Source organism: Streptosporangium sp. NPDC004631, assembly GCF_053601935.1.
The window spans coordinates 49,494-61,764 of record NZ_JBSGCR010000033.1; the positions used below are offsets into that span (position 1 = coordinate 49,494).

The window sequence follows — 12,271 nt, forward strand, 5'->3', positions numbered from 1 at the left end:
CCCCACCGCCCGGCGTTCCCGCCCGCCGTACCCGCCCCCGTCAGGCATCATCTCGTCGTGGGGATCGCCTTATTCGTTGGCGCCACTCCCGGTGCGCGGCACGGCACTTCGTCATGGCCGAATCTGTAAGATATGTGTCCTTGCGGCCATCGCTACGGGTGGCCAAGTATGGCGATATGTCCCAACGCGTTGTCATCGTGCTTTTCGATGGCTTCCAGTTGCTTGATCTCGCGGGCCCGGCCGATGTCTTCTCCGCCGCCGGTCTGCTGGATCCGTCCGCCGACTACCGGGTGGAGGTCGCAGCCGTACACGCTGGAGCCGTACGCTCCCTGTCCGGCGTCACGGTGGTTGCCGAGACGCCGCTGCGAGACGTGAAAGGTCCGATCGACACGCTGCTGGTCGTCGGCGGCCTTCCAATCCGTGCGGCTGTCTCCGATACGGCAGCACTGGTCCCGGAGGTTCGCAGGCTTGCCGGGGAGTCAGATCGTGTCGGATCCATCTGCTCGGGCACGTTGCTGCTGGCCGAGGCCGGCCTGCTGGAGGGACGGCGGGCAACCACCCACTGGGCGGTGGGGGACACGCTCGCCCGCGAGTATCCGAACGTGCGGGTGGACGCCGATCGCATCCACGTGCGCGACGGCAACGTGTGGACCTCGGCGGGGGTCACCGCGGGGATTGATCTCGCTCTGGCCCTCGTCGCTCACGACCACGGGCATGATCTGGCCAGGGAGATCTCCCGCTGGCTGGTCGTGTACCTGCAGCGGCCGGGCGGCCAGAGCCAGTTCAGCACACCGCTGAGCGCGCAGACGCCAAGGCGCGAGCCCCTGCGCGACCTGCAGGGATGGATCGAGGAGAACCTTGAGATCGACCTGTCGGTGGAGACCCTCGCAGGACGCCTGAACACGAGTGTCCGCCACTTCTCGCGCGTGTTCAGGGCCGAGGTGGGCGTGTCACCCGCACGGTATGTCGAGCACGCGCGGACAGCGGCAGCCAGGCGACTGCTGGAAGGCACCGATGAGCCGCTCGACCGGATCGCCACCCGGGTCGGGCTCGGAACGCCGGAGACCCTCTATCGCGTCTTCCGCCGACATCTCAAGATCTCGCCGGGAGAGTACCGGCGCAGATTCCGTACCGAGGAGAACTGACATGCACATCGCCATCCCCCTGTACGCGGGTTACGACGCCGCAGACGCCCTGGGACCGTACTTCGTGCTCCGCAACATTCCCGGCGCGACGGTCACCTTCGTGGCGGAGCGGCCAGGCGTCATCGCCGACGGGGAAGTCACGCTAACCGCCACCGCCTCCTTCGCCGACCTGCCCGCACCCGACGTCCTGGTGGTCCCGGGCGCCAAGGACGTGAAACAGAGCATGGCGAACCATGAGGTGATCCACTACGTGAAGGCGGCGCACCCGACCACCACATGGACCACCTCGGTATGCGTGGGCTCGCTCACGCTCGGCGCGGCGGGCCTGCTGGAGGGAGTCCGGGCGGCCACTCACTGGGTGGCCCACGACCTCCTCGCGGAGTTCGGGGCGGAGCCGGTCGACGAGCGCTTCGTCGAAGACGGCAAGATCATAACCTCGGGCGGCGTACTTGCCGGTATCGATATGGCGCTCTACCTCGCATCCTTGCTGGCGGGCGAGGATATGGCCATGGCGATCCAGCTCGGGTTGGAATACGCGCCGCGGCCACCGTTCAACGCCGGGACGCCGAAAACCGCTCCCGCGGAGATCACCGAGCTGGTGCGCTCCTTCCTGAGGGATGCCTGACCTCAGACGGGTGGTGACCAAACGAGGGGGTGCGGGGGACGACATCGGGCGGCCGTTCTTGAGCACCGCCAGGTTGGCGGGCGTGATCCCGACCGACTCGATACGACAGGACCGCCGCTTCCTACGGAGCAGCGGTCACACTCGCCTCGCTCCCGCTCCCGCTCCGAGCAAGATCCGTTTGAAGACGGACTATGGTGCGCGGCGACCCGGCTCAGGTAGTGTTACCGTCTCCAGCAGTGGACCTATCGAGGAGGTGAGACCCATTACGCCAGATCAGGCTGGGTGCTCCCACCTCACAGCCGTACGGTCCCCCTGACATAGGTGACCGAGGGAGCGCCCATCGGCATTCCGAAAGGCGCCCATGTCGGTTTCCCCGTCACCCCTCCCTCAATCCGTCGTCGTCACCATGCTTCGAGCCGCCGGCTGTGTCTTCGCCGAGGACGAGGCACGGTTGCTCGTCTCCACGGCACAGACCCCGGCCGACCTCGCCGCCATGGTGGACCGGCGAGTCGGCGGCCTGCCCCTCGAACACGTCCTCGGCTGGGCGGAGTTCTGCGGCCTGCGGATAGCCGTGGACCCCGGAGTCTTCGTACCCCGCCGCCGCACCGAGTTCCTCGTCCAGCAGGCCACCGCCCTCGCCCTCCGGGCCGCCGGCCCCGCCGATCGGCCCGCCACACTCGTGCGACCGGCCGTCGGCCCCCCGGTCCAGGCCCTCGTCCGGCCCCGAGCCGTCGTCGTCGACCTGTGCTGCGGTTCCGGCGCGATGGGCGCCGCGCTGGTGGCGGCCCTGGACCATGTCGAGCTGCACTCCGTCGACATCGACCCCGCCGCGGTACGGTGCGCCCGGCGCAACACCGCCGCCGCCGGTGGCCGGGTGTACGAGGGTGATCTCTACCGGCCGCTGCCCGCCACACTGCGGGGCCGCGTGGACGTCCTGATCGCCAGCCCGCCCTACGTACCCACCGATGCGATCAGACTGCTGCCCCCGGAGGCCCGCATCCACGAGCCTCGGGTGGCGCTCGACGGCGGCGCGGACGGGCTTGACGTCGTGCGGCGGGTGACCGCCGCGGCGCCACTGTGGCTGGCACCGGGCGGTTCCCTGCTGGTCGAGACGAGTGAGCGCCAGGCGCCTCGGACCGTCGAGATCATCGCCCGCCACGGGCTGATCCCACGGGTGGCCGGTTCCGACGAGCTGAACGCGACCGTCGTCGTCGGAACCAGGCCCGCCCTCCAGGGCTGAACCCGTCGCGGTCCAGCGAGAAACGAACGAGCCGCACGGCCCGGACGGCTCCCCAGCCGCCCCTGGCCGTGCGGCCCCCGTCAAGGGACGTAGATCAGAGGTCTCCGTCACGGACGCACTTGAGGAAGTCACGCCAGGCCACCGGGCTGAAAGTCAGCACCGGGCTGGACGGGTCCTCACTGTCACGAACAGCGACAACGCCCGGCAGGTTCGTCGCCACCTCAACGCAGTTGTCGTTGATGGCACCGCCTATGGAGAACCACGTGGCGGGGAAATGGGGGCCGGAGACGACAGGGTCGCGGATGAACTCGGCCAGGGCGGCGGAGACGGGGAGGACCGGGCGCCCGCCGAGGTCACCTCAAGGCACCGGAGGTCATCCGACCCGCTGTACGGCCTTCTCCCGGCGCTTGGCCACGCTCGATCCCGACTCCCCGCGCGCCATCCGGCGTAGCACGATCGGCGCGAGGATCACACCGAGCACGGCCCAGGCCCCCAGCACCCCGACGGTTTCCAGGTGCCGCCAGGACTCTCCGATCTCGACACCGACCGCCGCGTCGGGCAGCAGGGCGGAACGCATGCCGAGGCCAAGCCAGTAGAACGGGAAGATCTGAGCGATCCACTGCAGCCACTCCGGCATCGACGTGATCGGGTAGAAGATCCCGGAGATCGCGATCATGCCCAGAAGCGGTAGCGTGATCAATCCCTGGCTGCGCGCGCTGGTGAACACCGACCCCAGCACCGCGCCGATGGGCAGGGCCGCCGCCATGCCCAGTGCCAGCACCCAGATCAGGGCCGGCCAGGAACCCGGGCTGCCGATCGCGAGGCCGGGGATGATGAACATGCCGGGGATAAGAAAGATCGCGAGGTCGGCGAGCAGGATGCCGGACACGGAGACGACCTTGCCGACCAGGTAGCCCCGCATGCCGTTCGGCGTCGCCTTGGCGCGCAGCAGGGTTCCGTCCTCCCGTTCGGCGGTGAGCTGCTGGCTCATGCTGACCATGCCGAGCGCGACGTTCATCCCCAGGATGCTCGGCAGGGCCAGGGTGCCGAGCAGGAGCCCGCTGGATCCGAACGCCGTGTCTCGCATGAAGAACATGACGGCCAGCATCAGCGCCGGCCAGAAGAAGTGCCCCCACAGATCTGCGGCGTTGGTGAAAGACTGCCGCAGCTCGATCAGTCCGCGGGTCCAGCCTGCCCGGATCGCCCCGGCGGTCGGGTTCACCGTGCCACCTCTTCCTGTTCGCGCGCCGGGGCTTGGCCCTGACCGGACTCGGCCTCGTGCACCAGTGCCAGGTAGGTCTGTTCCAGCGAGGCCCGGTGGACTTCGAGGTCGCCGATCGCCTCGCCGTACCGGTTGAACAGGTCGTGCACGAACCTGGCCGACTCGGTGGTCGACCGCGTGAAACGCCGCCCGTCGCGGGTCCAGCTCACCCGGTCCCGGCCCGCGATCCGCCGCGACAGCTCACCCGCCGAACCGTCGGCGATGATCCGCCCCCCGCTCAGGATGACGATGCGGTCGGCGAGTTTTTCGGCCTCGTCCAGATCGTGGGTGGTGAGCAGGATGGTGGTCTCGTGGCCGTCGGCGAGGCCGCGCACGAGGTCGTGGAACTCGTGCCGGGCCCGCGGGTCGAACCCCGTGGTGGGCTCGTCCAGGAACAGCAGCTCGGGACGGCCCACGATGCCGATCGCCACATCCAGCCGGCGCCGCTGACCGCCGGAGAGCATCTTGATCTTCTTGTCCGCGTGCTCGGTCAGGCCGACCGCCCGGATGAGTTCGTCGGCGTCCCACGGCCGCCGGATCGCGTCGGTGGAGTAGGGGGCGTAGTACGTGCCGAGATGGGCGAGCAGTTCACGCACCCGCCACTTACCGTGGTCGCGCCAGGACTGCAGCACGACCCCCAGCCTGGCCCGCCACCGCTCGTCGCCGTGTGCCGGATCGGTGCCGAGCACCTCGACCCGGCCCGCCGACCGCATCCGGAAACCTTCCAGGATTTCAATGGTGGTGGTCTTTCCTGCCCCGTTCGGCCCCAGCAGGGCCAGCACCTCCCCATGACGCGCCTGGAAGGTCACGTCGTGCAGGACGTCGTTCGTGCCGTAACGCATGCGCAGCCCGTCGACGTCGAGCACGACCCTCTCGCTCGCCGTCACGACGGTCTCACCCTCGACGCCGCGCGGTCACGGGTGCCCGCCGGTCGCGTGGACGAGCCCGGCGACGGCTCCGTACGCCCGATGTCACGGGCGAACGTGCGGCTCCGCGCGGCGGCCCTGCCGGCGCCGTTGGGGCCCGGCGGCGAGAAGGTCGTTCCCGTCGGGACGTGCGGGTCTGCGCCGTCGCACACCGTCTTGCCGGCGTACGGCTTGCGCAGGCCGGTTGGCGGTATCGCCGGTTGGAACAAGGGGTTAATCATCGAAACTCCTTGAGTGTGGAGACCCCACCTTCAGGCGTGCGTTTACTCGCCCTCGTTGGTGAGCGTCCGCGCCACCCGCGCCTCCAGGTCGGCCTGGTCGACACCGGCCAGGGCGAGGGCGCGCGGCACGGTGCCGATCTGAGCCCGCAGGATCCCGAGCAGCAGATGCGCCGGCCGCAGATCCTTCTTACGGGCGGCGGACGCGAAGCCTCGTTCGAGCGCGAGTTTGGCCGAGGCCCCCATCTGCGGGGGACGCTTGGGGCCGCCGCTCGGCCGGGGGAGGTCAAAGGCGGCGAGAGACACTCCGACCGCGCTCAGGCTGTGCTCGAACTCCCGGGCCAACGCGTCGCGGATCGCCTGATGATCGAGCCCGGCCGAGGTCAGGACCCGGTGTGTGACGCCTCCCTCCTCGGCGGCGATCGCCAGCAGGAGATGCTGTGCCTCAATCGTCGCCGACCCGTCCCTGTGGGCTTCGTGTCCTCCCTCCGTGATGATCATGTGGAGGTATGTGTCGAACGGGGTCATCGTCAGCGCCTCCTCAGCGTGACGCCGGCGGCGATGAGCCGCTTGGCATGCTTTTTGTGAACCGCCTGGCGCGTGACTCCGAGCGCCTCGGCGACCTGCGGCCAGCTCCAGCCCGCCCGCATCGCCTGCTCGACGGCGGCATCCTCCAGCTGATCGGCCAGGCGCCTCAACGCCGCCACGGCCGCCAGCCCATCGGCGGGATCTTGGGCACCGGGGATCTCAACAGCGGGCATATAAGCAACCATAGTTGACTAATCTCAAAATAGTCAACACAGGTTGCTAAACCGTCCGTACCGTTGAGCCGATCGCCTCTCCGGCGCGGGTGAGGCGGTCCAGCTGGGAGCGTGTCTCGGCGACGGCGGCGGCGAAAAAACCCGATGCGGGTCGAACGCCCGGAAGGTCTTGTCCACCGCCGTCGCACGGCCTTGAGGCCGCTCCGCACCACCCGGCTCAACCTCGAACAACCCGCCCTCACCACGCATGCCGGGATCGTGTCGTACGAGAGATCCCCAGACGCGGGCGGGCCGCCCCGAATCGCGTCACTCCTCGCCGGAGAACCGCTCCCACGCGGACTGGCGGGTGATCCCGAGGGCTTCCCCGATCCTGACCCAGGTGACACCGCGCCGGCGCAGTTCCTGCACCCACGAGCGCAGGTCGGCCTCGGCCCGGTCGATGTGCGCGGCGACGCGCGGAATGTGGCTCAGCATCTCCTCGTCGGTCAGCCACTCCCACATGGGCACGCGCGGCCCCTCGGGGCTGTTGAGGCTCCCGTCGATGATCGACACGGACAGAGCCACACACTCGTTGCAGATGTACACCCCAGGGCCGGCGATCAGCTTGTCGACCTCGGCGGTCGGCTTGCCGCAGAAGGAACACCGAGTGGGTTCGGCCAGAGCGTCAGGCGATGTCACAGCGCACTCCTATGCTGTCAGGATACCCCTGACAGCATAGGTCGTCAGGGAATCCTTGACAACTCGCACGCGTGTTGCGCCGCCCTGACACCACCCCGGCAGCAGGGCGGCCGCCGTTACCGAGACACGCTCCTGGACGGGCTGGTCGACGGCCGTTTGACCTCCGGCTCCTGGATGGGCTCGTCGGCGCGCGGGCCTCCGCCAGGGCCGGCACGCGCGGGGTCAGTCCGCCGGTGGTGTTTCCTTCGGGAAGCGGGGCATCGGGGGGTGGAGCAGTACGGCGGGGCCCCGGCGGTAGAGCTTGGCGGGGCGGCCCCCGTCGCGGGTGGTGGTGCGGCCGGTCGGCACCAGGAAGCCCTCCGCGCTGGTGACCTTCCGGTGGAAGTTACGCGGGTCCAGCGTCCGCCCCCAGACGATCTCGTAGACCCGGCGCAGGTCGGCGACGGTGAACTCCGGCGGGCAGAAGGCCGCGCCCAGCGAGGTGTACTCAAGCTTGTCCCGGGCGCGCTCGACGCCGTCGACCATGATGCGCCGGTGGTCGAAGGCCATCCCCCGCAGGGAGGAGACCGGCTGCCAGCTCATGTGGGCCTCGGTGGAGGCCGGCAGGTCGGGGGCGAGGCCCAGGTAGGCGACGCTCAGGACGCGCTGGCGCGGGTCGCGGTCGGGATAGCCGTAGGTCCGCAGCTGTTCCAGGTGGACGGCGGCCCCCGGCAGGCCGGCCCGTTCGGCCAGGACACGGGCGGCGGCGGCCGGCAGATCCTCGTCGAGATGGATGAAGCCGCCGGACAGGGCCCAGTGTCCCTCATAGGGTGGCCTGTCCCGCCGCCAGACGAGCGCGCTCAGCGCCTGGCAGCGCACCGTGAGGACAACCAGATCCACGCTGACGGGAATGCGCGGAACCATGCCAGGCACGTTACACCGGTCAGGGCTCCGCGCGGACGCGCAACGGCTCAGCACACCGATCAGGACTGCAGGCGGACGTGCAACGGCTCGGCCGCCGCCCGCCCGTCCGGGGCCGCGACCTCGATTCTGACCCAGCCGCCGGACGGCACCCGGCTCCAGTCGAACGGGATCCACGCCGTCCTGATCCCGGCGGGCAGGTCGGGCGGCGGCTCCGTCAGGTCCACACCGGTCACCTCGACGGCCTTGGGGGACGGCGCGCCGTCCCAGGTGACGGTCACCGTGCTGCCCAGCGGAAGGTTGTAGCCCCGGATCTCCACACCGTCCTGGATGTCACGCTTCAGGCGGACCGCGTCCACCGGGATCGGCCGGTCGGAGTCGCGGGCGATCTGCTCGGCCAGGGACGGCGTGCCGCAGGTGAAGAAGTCGCTCCACATGTAGGAGACGACCTTGGAGACGTACCGGCCGACCTGGGTCACGGCCGCGTCGAGCCGCTTCTTGTCGGTGTGCCCCCGGGTGCCGGTCCTCGGCGCGCAGGGCTCGTCGCCGGACGGCTCGAACGCCTCCACGTTGGCCCAGAGCTGCACGTCGTAGCCCTGGGCGACCATTCTGGCCCGCGCCGCGGCCATCTCCCGGTAGTAGTCGCGGGTCGAGCCGTGGTAGGCGGCGCCGTTGGTCGTCTCCCCCACGACCGGGCGCAGCCGGTCGTCCACCCGCTCCTCGCGCTGGTCGGGCCAGAACAGCCCGACCTTGCCGGTGCCCCGGCTGTCCTGGGGCGCGATGATGCCGACCCCGGCCCTGGCGAGTGCCTCGAAGCCGGCGGCCACCTGCCGGGGTGTGGCGCTGAAGGGCAGCCGTTTACGCGCGTCCAGGTAGGGGCTGACCAGGATGGGCTTGCCGGGCATCTCCTGTTCGACGATCCCGTGCTGCGAGGCGTAGACCGCGAGCGTGGGGTGGTCCGGTTTCATCTCCCGCAGCTGCAGCTCGAACGGCTGGTAGAAGCCGCCGAGCGAGGGCCTGTCCTTGAACCGGGCACCGTAGTCCTGCAGGATGCGCCGGGTGAGCGTGGTGAGGGTGTCCGTGCCCCGCTCGGAGGCGCGGGTGCTCTGCGCGGGGTCGCGCGGGGAGAGCGGCAGCGCGGGAAAGACGCGTACGCCGAACCGGTCGCCCAGGTTCAGCAGCTCGGTGAGGCTGTCCTGCGCGGCGCCCGCGATCAGGATCAGGTGGTAGCCGCGCCCCTTGTTTCTGATGTTCTCGCAGCTGGCGTCGTCGGTTCCGTCGTCCGGCGCGACGATCCGGTAGAAGACGGTGTCGCCGACGGGGATCCGCCGCTCGAACTCGGGGCAGCGGAACAGCCGGTCGCCGAAGGCCTCGTCGGTCCGGTAGACGAACGTCCAGCTCACCCTGTTGCCGGGATTGGCCGCTTCAAGGTCCTTCTCCGCCGCCGCCACACAGGACAGCCCGTCCTCGACGCAGGACGTGTAGCGGGGGTCGGCCGCCTTGCCCTCCTTGTCGAGGACGCGGCCGTCCTCGTCGGTCCTGCGGCCCTGCAGACCCCACCCGATGCGGATCACGGTGTCCCCGCCCACCTCGTGGATGGCGGCGAGCTGCCGGCGCCAGGTGCAGTGGTCGGTGGTGGGGATGAGCCAGTAGCCGGTCAGCGCGTACGGCGAGCGCACGGTGGTGTCGAAGGTTCCGCAGGGGTCGGTGAAGGCCCCCTCTCCGGCGGCCGGCGAGGCCGGGGAGTGCGCGGCGGAGGTCTGCGACGCGGTCGGCGAACCGCTCTCCGGCGGGGCGTCCCGGTCTCGGGGGAGAACCATCACGATCGCCGCCACCGCCGCCGCGAGGATCGCCACGCCGAGAATAGTGGTGAGCCAGCGCACGTTCAGGACACTACCGTTCTTGCGATCAGGCGGACATAAACAGCTTCGCCGTGCACGCCGTACGGACGGTGCACGCCATACGGGCCGCGCACGTCGCACAGGCCGCGCACGCCATACGGGCCGCGTACACCGTGCACGCCGTACGGGCCGCGCACGCCGTGCGAGGGGTCAGCTTTTGACCCCTGCCCAGGCCTCAAGCTGGGAGACGAAACGGCGGGCCGAGTTCGGCCAGTGGTGGTTCGCACGGGCCGCCGCATACCCCCGGGCGCCCTGCGCATGCCGTTCCCGGGCGTCGTCCCGCAGGGAGAGCACGGCCTGTGCCACCGCCTTGGCGTCCCGCCAGGGCACGACCGTGCCGCTGCCGTAGCGTTCCACCAGCTCCACCGCGCGTGGCGACGGAGTGGTGATCACCGGGATCCCGTGGGCCATGTACTCCACGATCTTCGTGGGCATGGAGTGCCGGTAGTTGGGCTCGTCGTGCAGGAGCGACAGTCCGGCCAGCGCGCCGTCGAGCCGCTTGAGCGCCTCGTCGTTCGGCATGAAGTCGCGCCACTCCAGCACTCCCTCGGTCACCGCCTCGTTCAGCGTCGGGCGCGACCGCGAGTCGGCGTAGCCGATCAGCTCGACCGCCACCCGGTACGGCTGGAGCAGCCGGGCCACCTCGATGGCCTCGTGCACCCCGCGCGCCTCCGACAGCCAGCCGAGGTAGACGACACGGTCGTCTCCCGGCTCGGTCACCTCGTCGGGCACCCAGGTCTCGTTCGGCACCACCAGGTGGGTCCGGTGGAACCGGCCGGCGTAGGCGCTCTCGGCCAGGAGCAGGTGCAGGCGGCGCTCGGCCGCGCCCTCCAGCATCCGGGCCACGAAACGCGCCGGCGGGCGGAGGAACGCGGGCAGCCAGGGCTTCAGCGACAGGGTCGCCGGGGTGTCCTCGTGAACGTCCCAGACCACCGGGGGCCGCTTGCGCACCCCCACCACCGCGAGGAGCAGCTCGGGATCGTGGATGATCACCAGGTCGACCTGGTCGCGCATCCGCTTGAACACCTTGCGGGCGGCGCGCACGGCGGACAGGCGCCTGCGCTCGGCCGCCCGGGGAAGGTCGACGCCGTTCACCCAGGAGCGGGCCATGACACCCCGCGCGGTGTACGGCGCGGCGTACGTGACCTCATGACCGGCGTCCACGAGCGCGCGGATCTGCCGGTGCAGGATCCGGGCGTCCTCGGGGTGATGCACCACCGTCATGACGAGCACGTGCACTGCGCGCAGCCCTTCGTTGCTAGAGCCGCTCGACGCGTTCACCCTCGGCGAGCACGCCTCGGGTGTCGAGCACGAGCTTGCCGTGGTCCTCGACGATCGACAGGTCGAAGGCGGCGTGCTGCTGCAACAGCAGCGTCACGTCCGCCTCGGCGACCGCCTTCGCGAGGTCTTCCTCCCGCGGCACCGGAGTGCCGTCCACACTCCACTGCCTGACATAGGGGTCGGCGAAGACCAGGTCGGCGCCGAGGTCGAGCAGCGCCCGCGCGACCGGCACGGCCGGGGTCTCGCGCTCGTCGGCGATGTCGGGTTTGTAGGTGACGCCGAGCAGGAGCACCCGGGCGCCGTTGACGGCCTTGCGGTGCCGGTTGAGCAGCCGCTGGACGCGGGCCACCACGTAGGACGGCATCCGCTCGTTGATCTCCTGGGCCAGTTCCACGAACCGGAACGGGTAGCCCAGCTTGCGCACCGTGTAGGACAGGTAGGACGGGTCGACGGGGATGCAGTGGCCGCCGACGCCGGGGCCCGGCAGGAACTTCTGGAAGCCGAACGGCTTGGTGGCCGCCGCCTCTATGGCCTCCCAGAGGTCGACTCCGAGCTCGTCGCAGAAGATCGCCATCTCGTTGACGAGGGCGATGTTGACGTGCCGGTAGGTGTTCTCCAGGAGCTTGGCCATCTCGGCCTCGCGGGTGCCGCTGACCGGTACGACCTGCTCGACGAACCGGGCGTAGAAGTCGACCGCGCGGTCCTTGCAGGCCGCCGTGTAGCCGCCGACGACCTTCGGGGTGTTGCGCATGCCGTACTTGGCGTTGCCCGGGTCGATGCGCTCGGGCGAGAAGGCGAGGTGGAAGTCGGTGCCCGCGACCAGACCCGAGGTCTCCAGGATCGGGCGGGCGACCTCGTCGGTGGTTCCCGGCCAGGTGGTGGACTCCAGGACCACGAGGGTGCCCGCGGACAGGTTCCTGGCGACCGTGGCGGTCGCGCCCTCCACGGCGGACAGGTCGGGGCGGTGGTCCTCGTCCAGCGGGGTCGGCACGCAGATGACGACGGTCCGGCTCGCGGCCAGCACCGACTCGTCCAGGGTGGCGCGGAATCCGCTGGTCAGCATGTGTTCGAGGTCGGCGTCGGTCAGGTCGTCGATGTAGGACCGGCCGGCGTTGAGCGCCTCCACCTTGCGGGAGTCGACCTCGAAGCCGATGACGCGCAGTCCGGCCGCCGCGGCCTCCTTCGCCAGGGGCATACCGACGTATCCAAGGCCGATGACAGCCAGGTCGTAGGTGCTCACACGGCCTCCTTCCCCGGGGTTGCCCGCGGTGGCGCCGTGGCCGTCGGCCGACTGGCCGCGCTCGCTCACCGGGTGACCTTGGGATGCCGGAAACA

Annotated in this window: 13 protein-coding genes and 1 pseudogene; 3 read left to right on the forward strand and 11 right to left on the reverse strand. The window is 70.2% G+C overall.

Annotation, left to right across the window (positions count from 1 at the left end; all coding sequences use genetic code 11):
- The first annotated feature begins 176 nt into the window (after positions 1 to 176).
- The 3 genes from ACWEF2_RS26430 to ACWEF2_RS26440 all read left to right on the forward strand — a co-directional run bounded on the left by ACWEF2_RS26430 (position 177) and on the right by ACWEF2_RS26440 (position 3,010).
- Complete coding sequence (locus tag ACWEF2_RS26430) at positions 177 to 1,145, forward strand: GlxA family transcriptional regulator (RefSeq protein WP_453819034.1); 969 nt, start codon at positions 177 to 179, stop codon at positions 1,143 to 1,145.
- 1 nt (position 1,146) lies between these two features.
- Complete coding sequence (locus ACWEF2_RS26435) at positions 1,147 to 1,770, forward strand: DJ-1/PfpI family protein (protein WP_453819035.1); 624 nt, start codon at positions 1,147 to 1,149, stop codon at positions 1,768 to 1,770.
- A 361-nt stretch (positions 1,771 to 2,131) separates the two neighbouring features.
- The gene (locus ACWEF2_RS26440) at positions 2,132 to 3,010 is read left to right on the forward strand and encodes a putative protein N(5)-glutamine methyltransferase (protein WP_453819036.1); all 879 of its coding nucleotides are present in this window, start codon (positions 2,132 to 2,134) and stop codon (positions 3,008 to 3,010) included.
- Positions 3,011 to 3,104: 94 nt separating this feature from the next.
- Here the strand turns inward: ACWEF2_RS26440 and ACWEF2_RS26445 are convergent, their stop codons facing one another.
- The 11 genes and pseudogenes from ACWEF2_RS26445 to ACWEF2_RS26495 all read right to left on the reverse strand — a co-directional run bounded on the left by ACWEF2_RS26445 (position 3,105) and on the right by ACWEF2_RS26495 (position 12,176).
- Positions 3,105 to 3,326, reverse strand: a complete 222-nt coding sequence (locus tag ACWEF2_RS26445; RefSeq protein WP_453819054.1) for a DUF397 domain-containing protein — start codon at positions 3,324 to 3,326, stop codon at positions 3,105 to 3,107.
- Between the two features lie 57 nt (positions 3,327 to 3,383).
- Complete coding sequence (locus tag ACWEF2_RS26450; protein WP_453819037.1) at positions 3,384 to 4,232, reverse strand: ABC transporter permease; 849 nt, start codon at positions 4,230 to 4,232, stop codon at positions 3,384 to 3,386.
- The gene (locus tag ACWEF2_RS26455) at positions 4,229 to 5,113 is read right to left on the reverse strand and encodes an ABC transporter ATP-binding protein (RefSeq protein WP_453819055.1); all 885 of its coding nucleotides are present in this window, start codon (positions 5,111 to 5,113) and stop codon (positions 4,229 to 4,231) included. Before ACWEF2_RS26455 ends, ACWEF2_RS26450 begins: the two co-directional genes overlap by 4 nt.
- A gap of 41 nt (positions 5,114 to 5,154) precedes the next feature.
- On the reverse strand, positions 5,155 to 5,418 hold the full coding sequence (locus ACWEF2_RS26460) for a hypothetical protein (protein WP_453819038.1): 264 nt from the start codon (positions 5,416 to 5,418) through the stop codon (positions 5,155 to 5,157).
- A 42-nt stretch (positions 5,419 to 5,460) separates the two neighbouring features.
- Positions 5,461 to 5,943 carry a Clp protease N-terminal domain-containing protein gene (locus ACWEF2_RS26465; RefSeq protein ID WP_453819039.1) on the reverse strand — a complete coding sequence of 161 codons (483 nt, stop codon included), beginning with the start codon at positions 5,941 to 5,943 and terminating at the stop codon, positions 5,461 to 5,463.
- 2 nt (positions 5,944 to 5,945) lie between these two features.
- Positions 5,946 to 6,176, reverse strand: coding sequence for a hypothetical protein (locus ACWEF2_RS26470; RefSeq protein ID WP_453819040.1), 231 nt, complete (start codon positions 6,174 to 6,176; stop codon positions 5,946 to 5,948).
- A 528-nt stretch (positions 6,177 to 6,704) separates the two neighbouring features.
- Positions 6,705 to 6,854 (reverse strand): annotated as a pseudogene (locus ACWEF2_RS26475) (ClpX C4-type zinc finger protein); the annotation flags it as partial.
- A gap of 222 nt (positions 6,855 to 7,076) precedes the next feature.
- Positions 7,077 to 7,757 (reverse strand): NUDIX hydrolase, encoded by a 681-nt coding sequence (locus ACWEF2_RS26480; protein ID WP_453819041.1) that lies wholly within the window; start codon positions 7,755 to 7,757, stop codon positions 7,077 to 7,079.
- Positions 7,758 to 7,816: 59 nt separating this feature from the next.
- On the reverse strand, positions 7,817 to 9,637 hold the full coding sequence (locus tag ACWEF2_RS26485; protein WP_453819042.1) for a DUF4434 domain-containing protein: 1,821 nt from the start codon (positions 9,635 to 9,637) through the stop codon (positions 7,817 to 7,819).
- A gap of 168 nt (positions 9,638 to 9,805) precedes the next feature.
- Complete coding sequence (locus tag ACWEF2_RS26490) at positions 9,806 to 10,894, reverse strand: glycosyltransferase (RefSeq protein WP_453819043.1); 1,089 nt, start codon at positions 10,892 to 10,894, stop codon at positions 9,806 to 9,808.
- A gap of 19 nt (positions 10,895 to 10,913) precedes the next feature.
- On the reverse strand, positions 10,914 to 12,176 hold the full coding sequence (locus ACWEF2_RS26495) for a nucleotide sugar dehydrogenase (protein WP_453819056.1): 1,263 nt from the start codon (positions 12,174 to 12,176) through the stop codon (positions 10,914 to 10,916).
- Positions 12,177 to 12,271 lie beyond the last annotated feature (95 nt).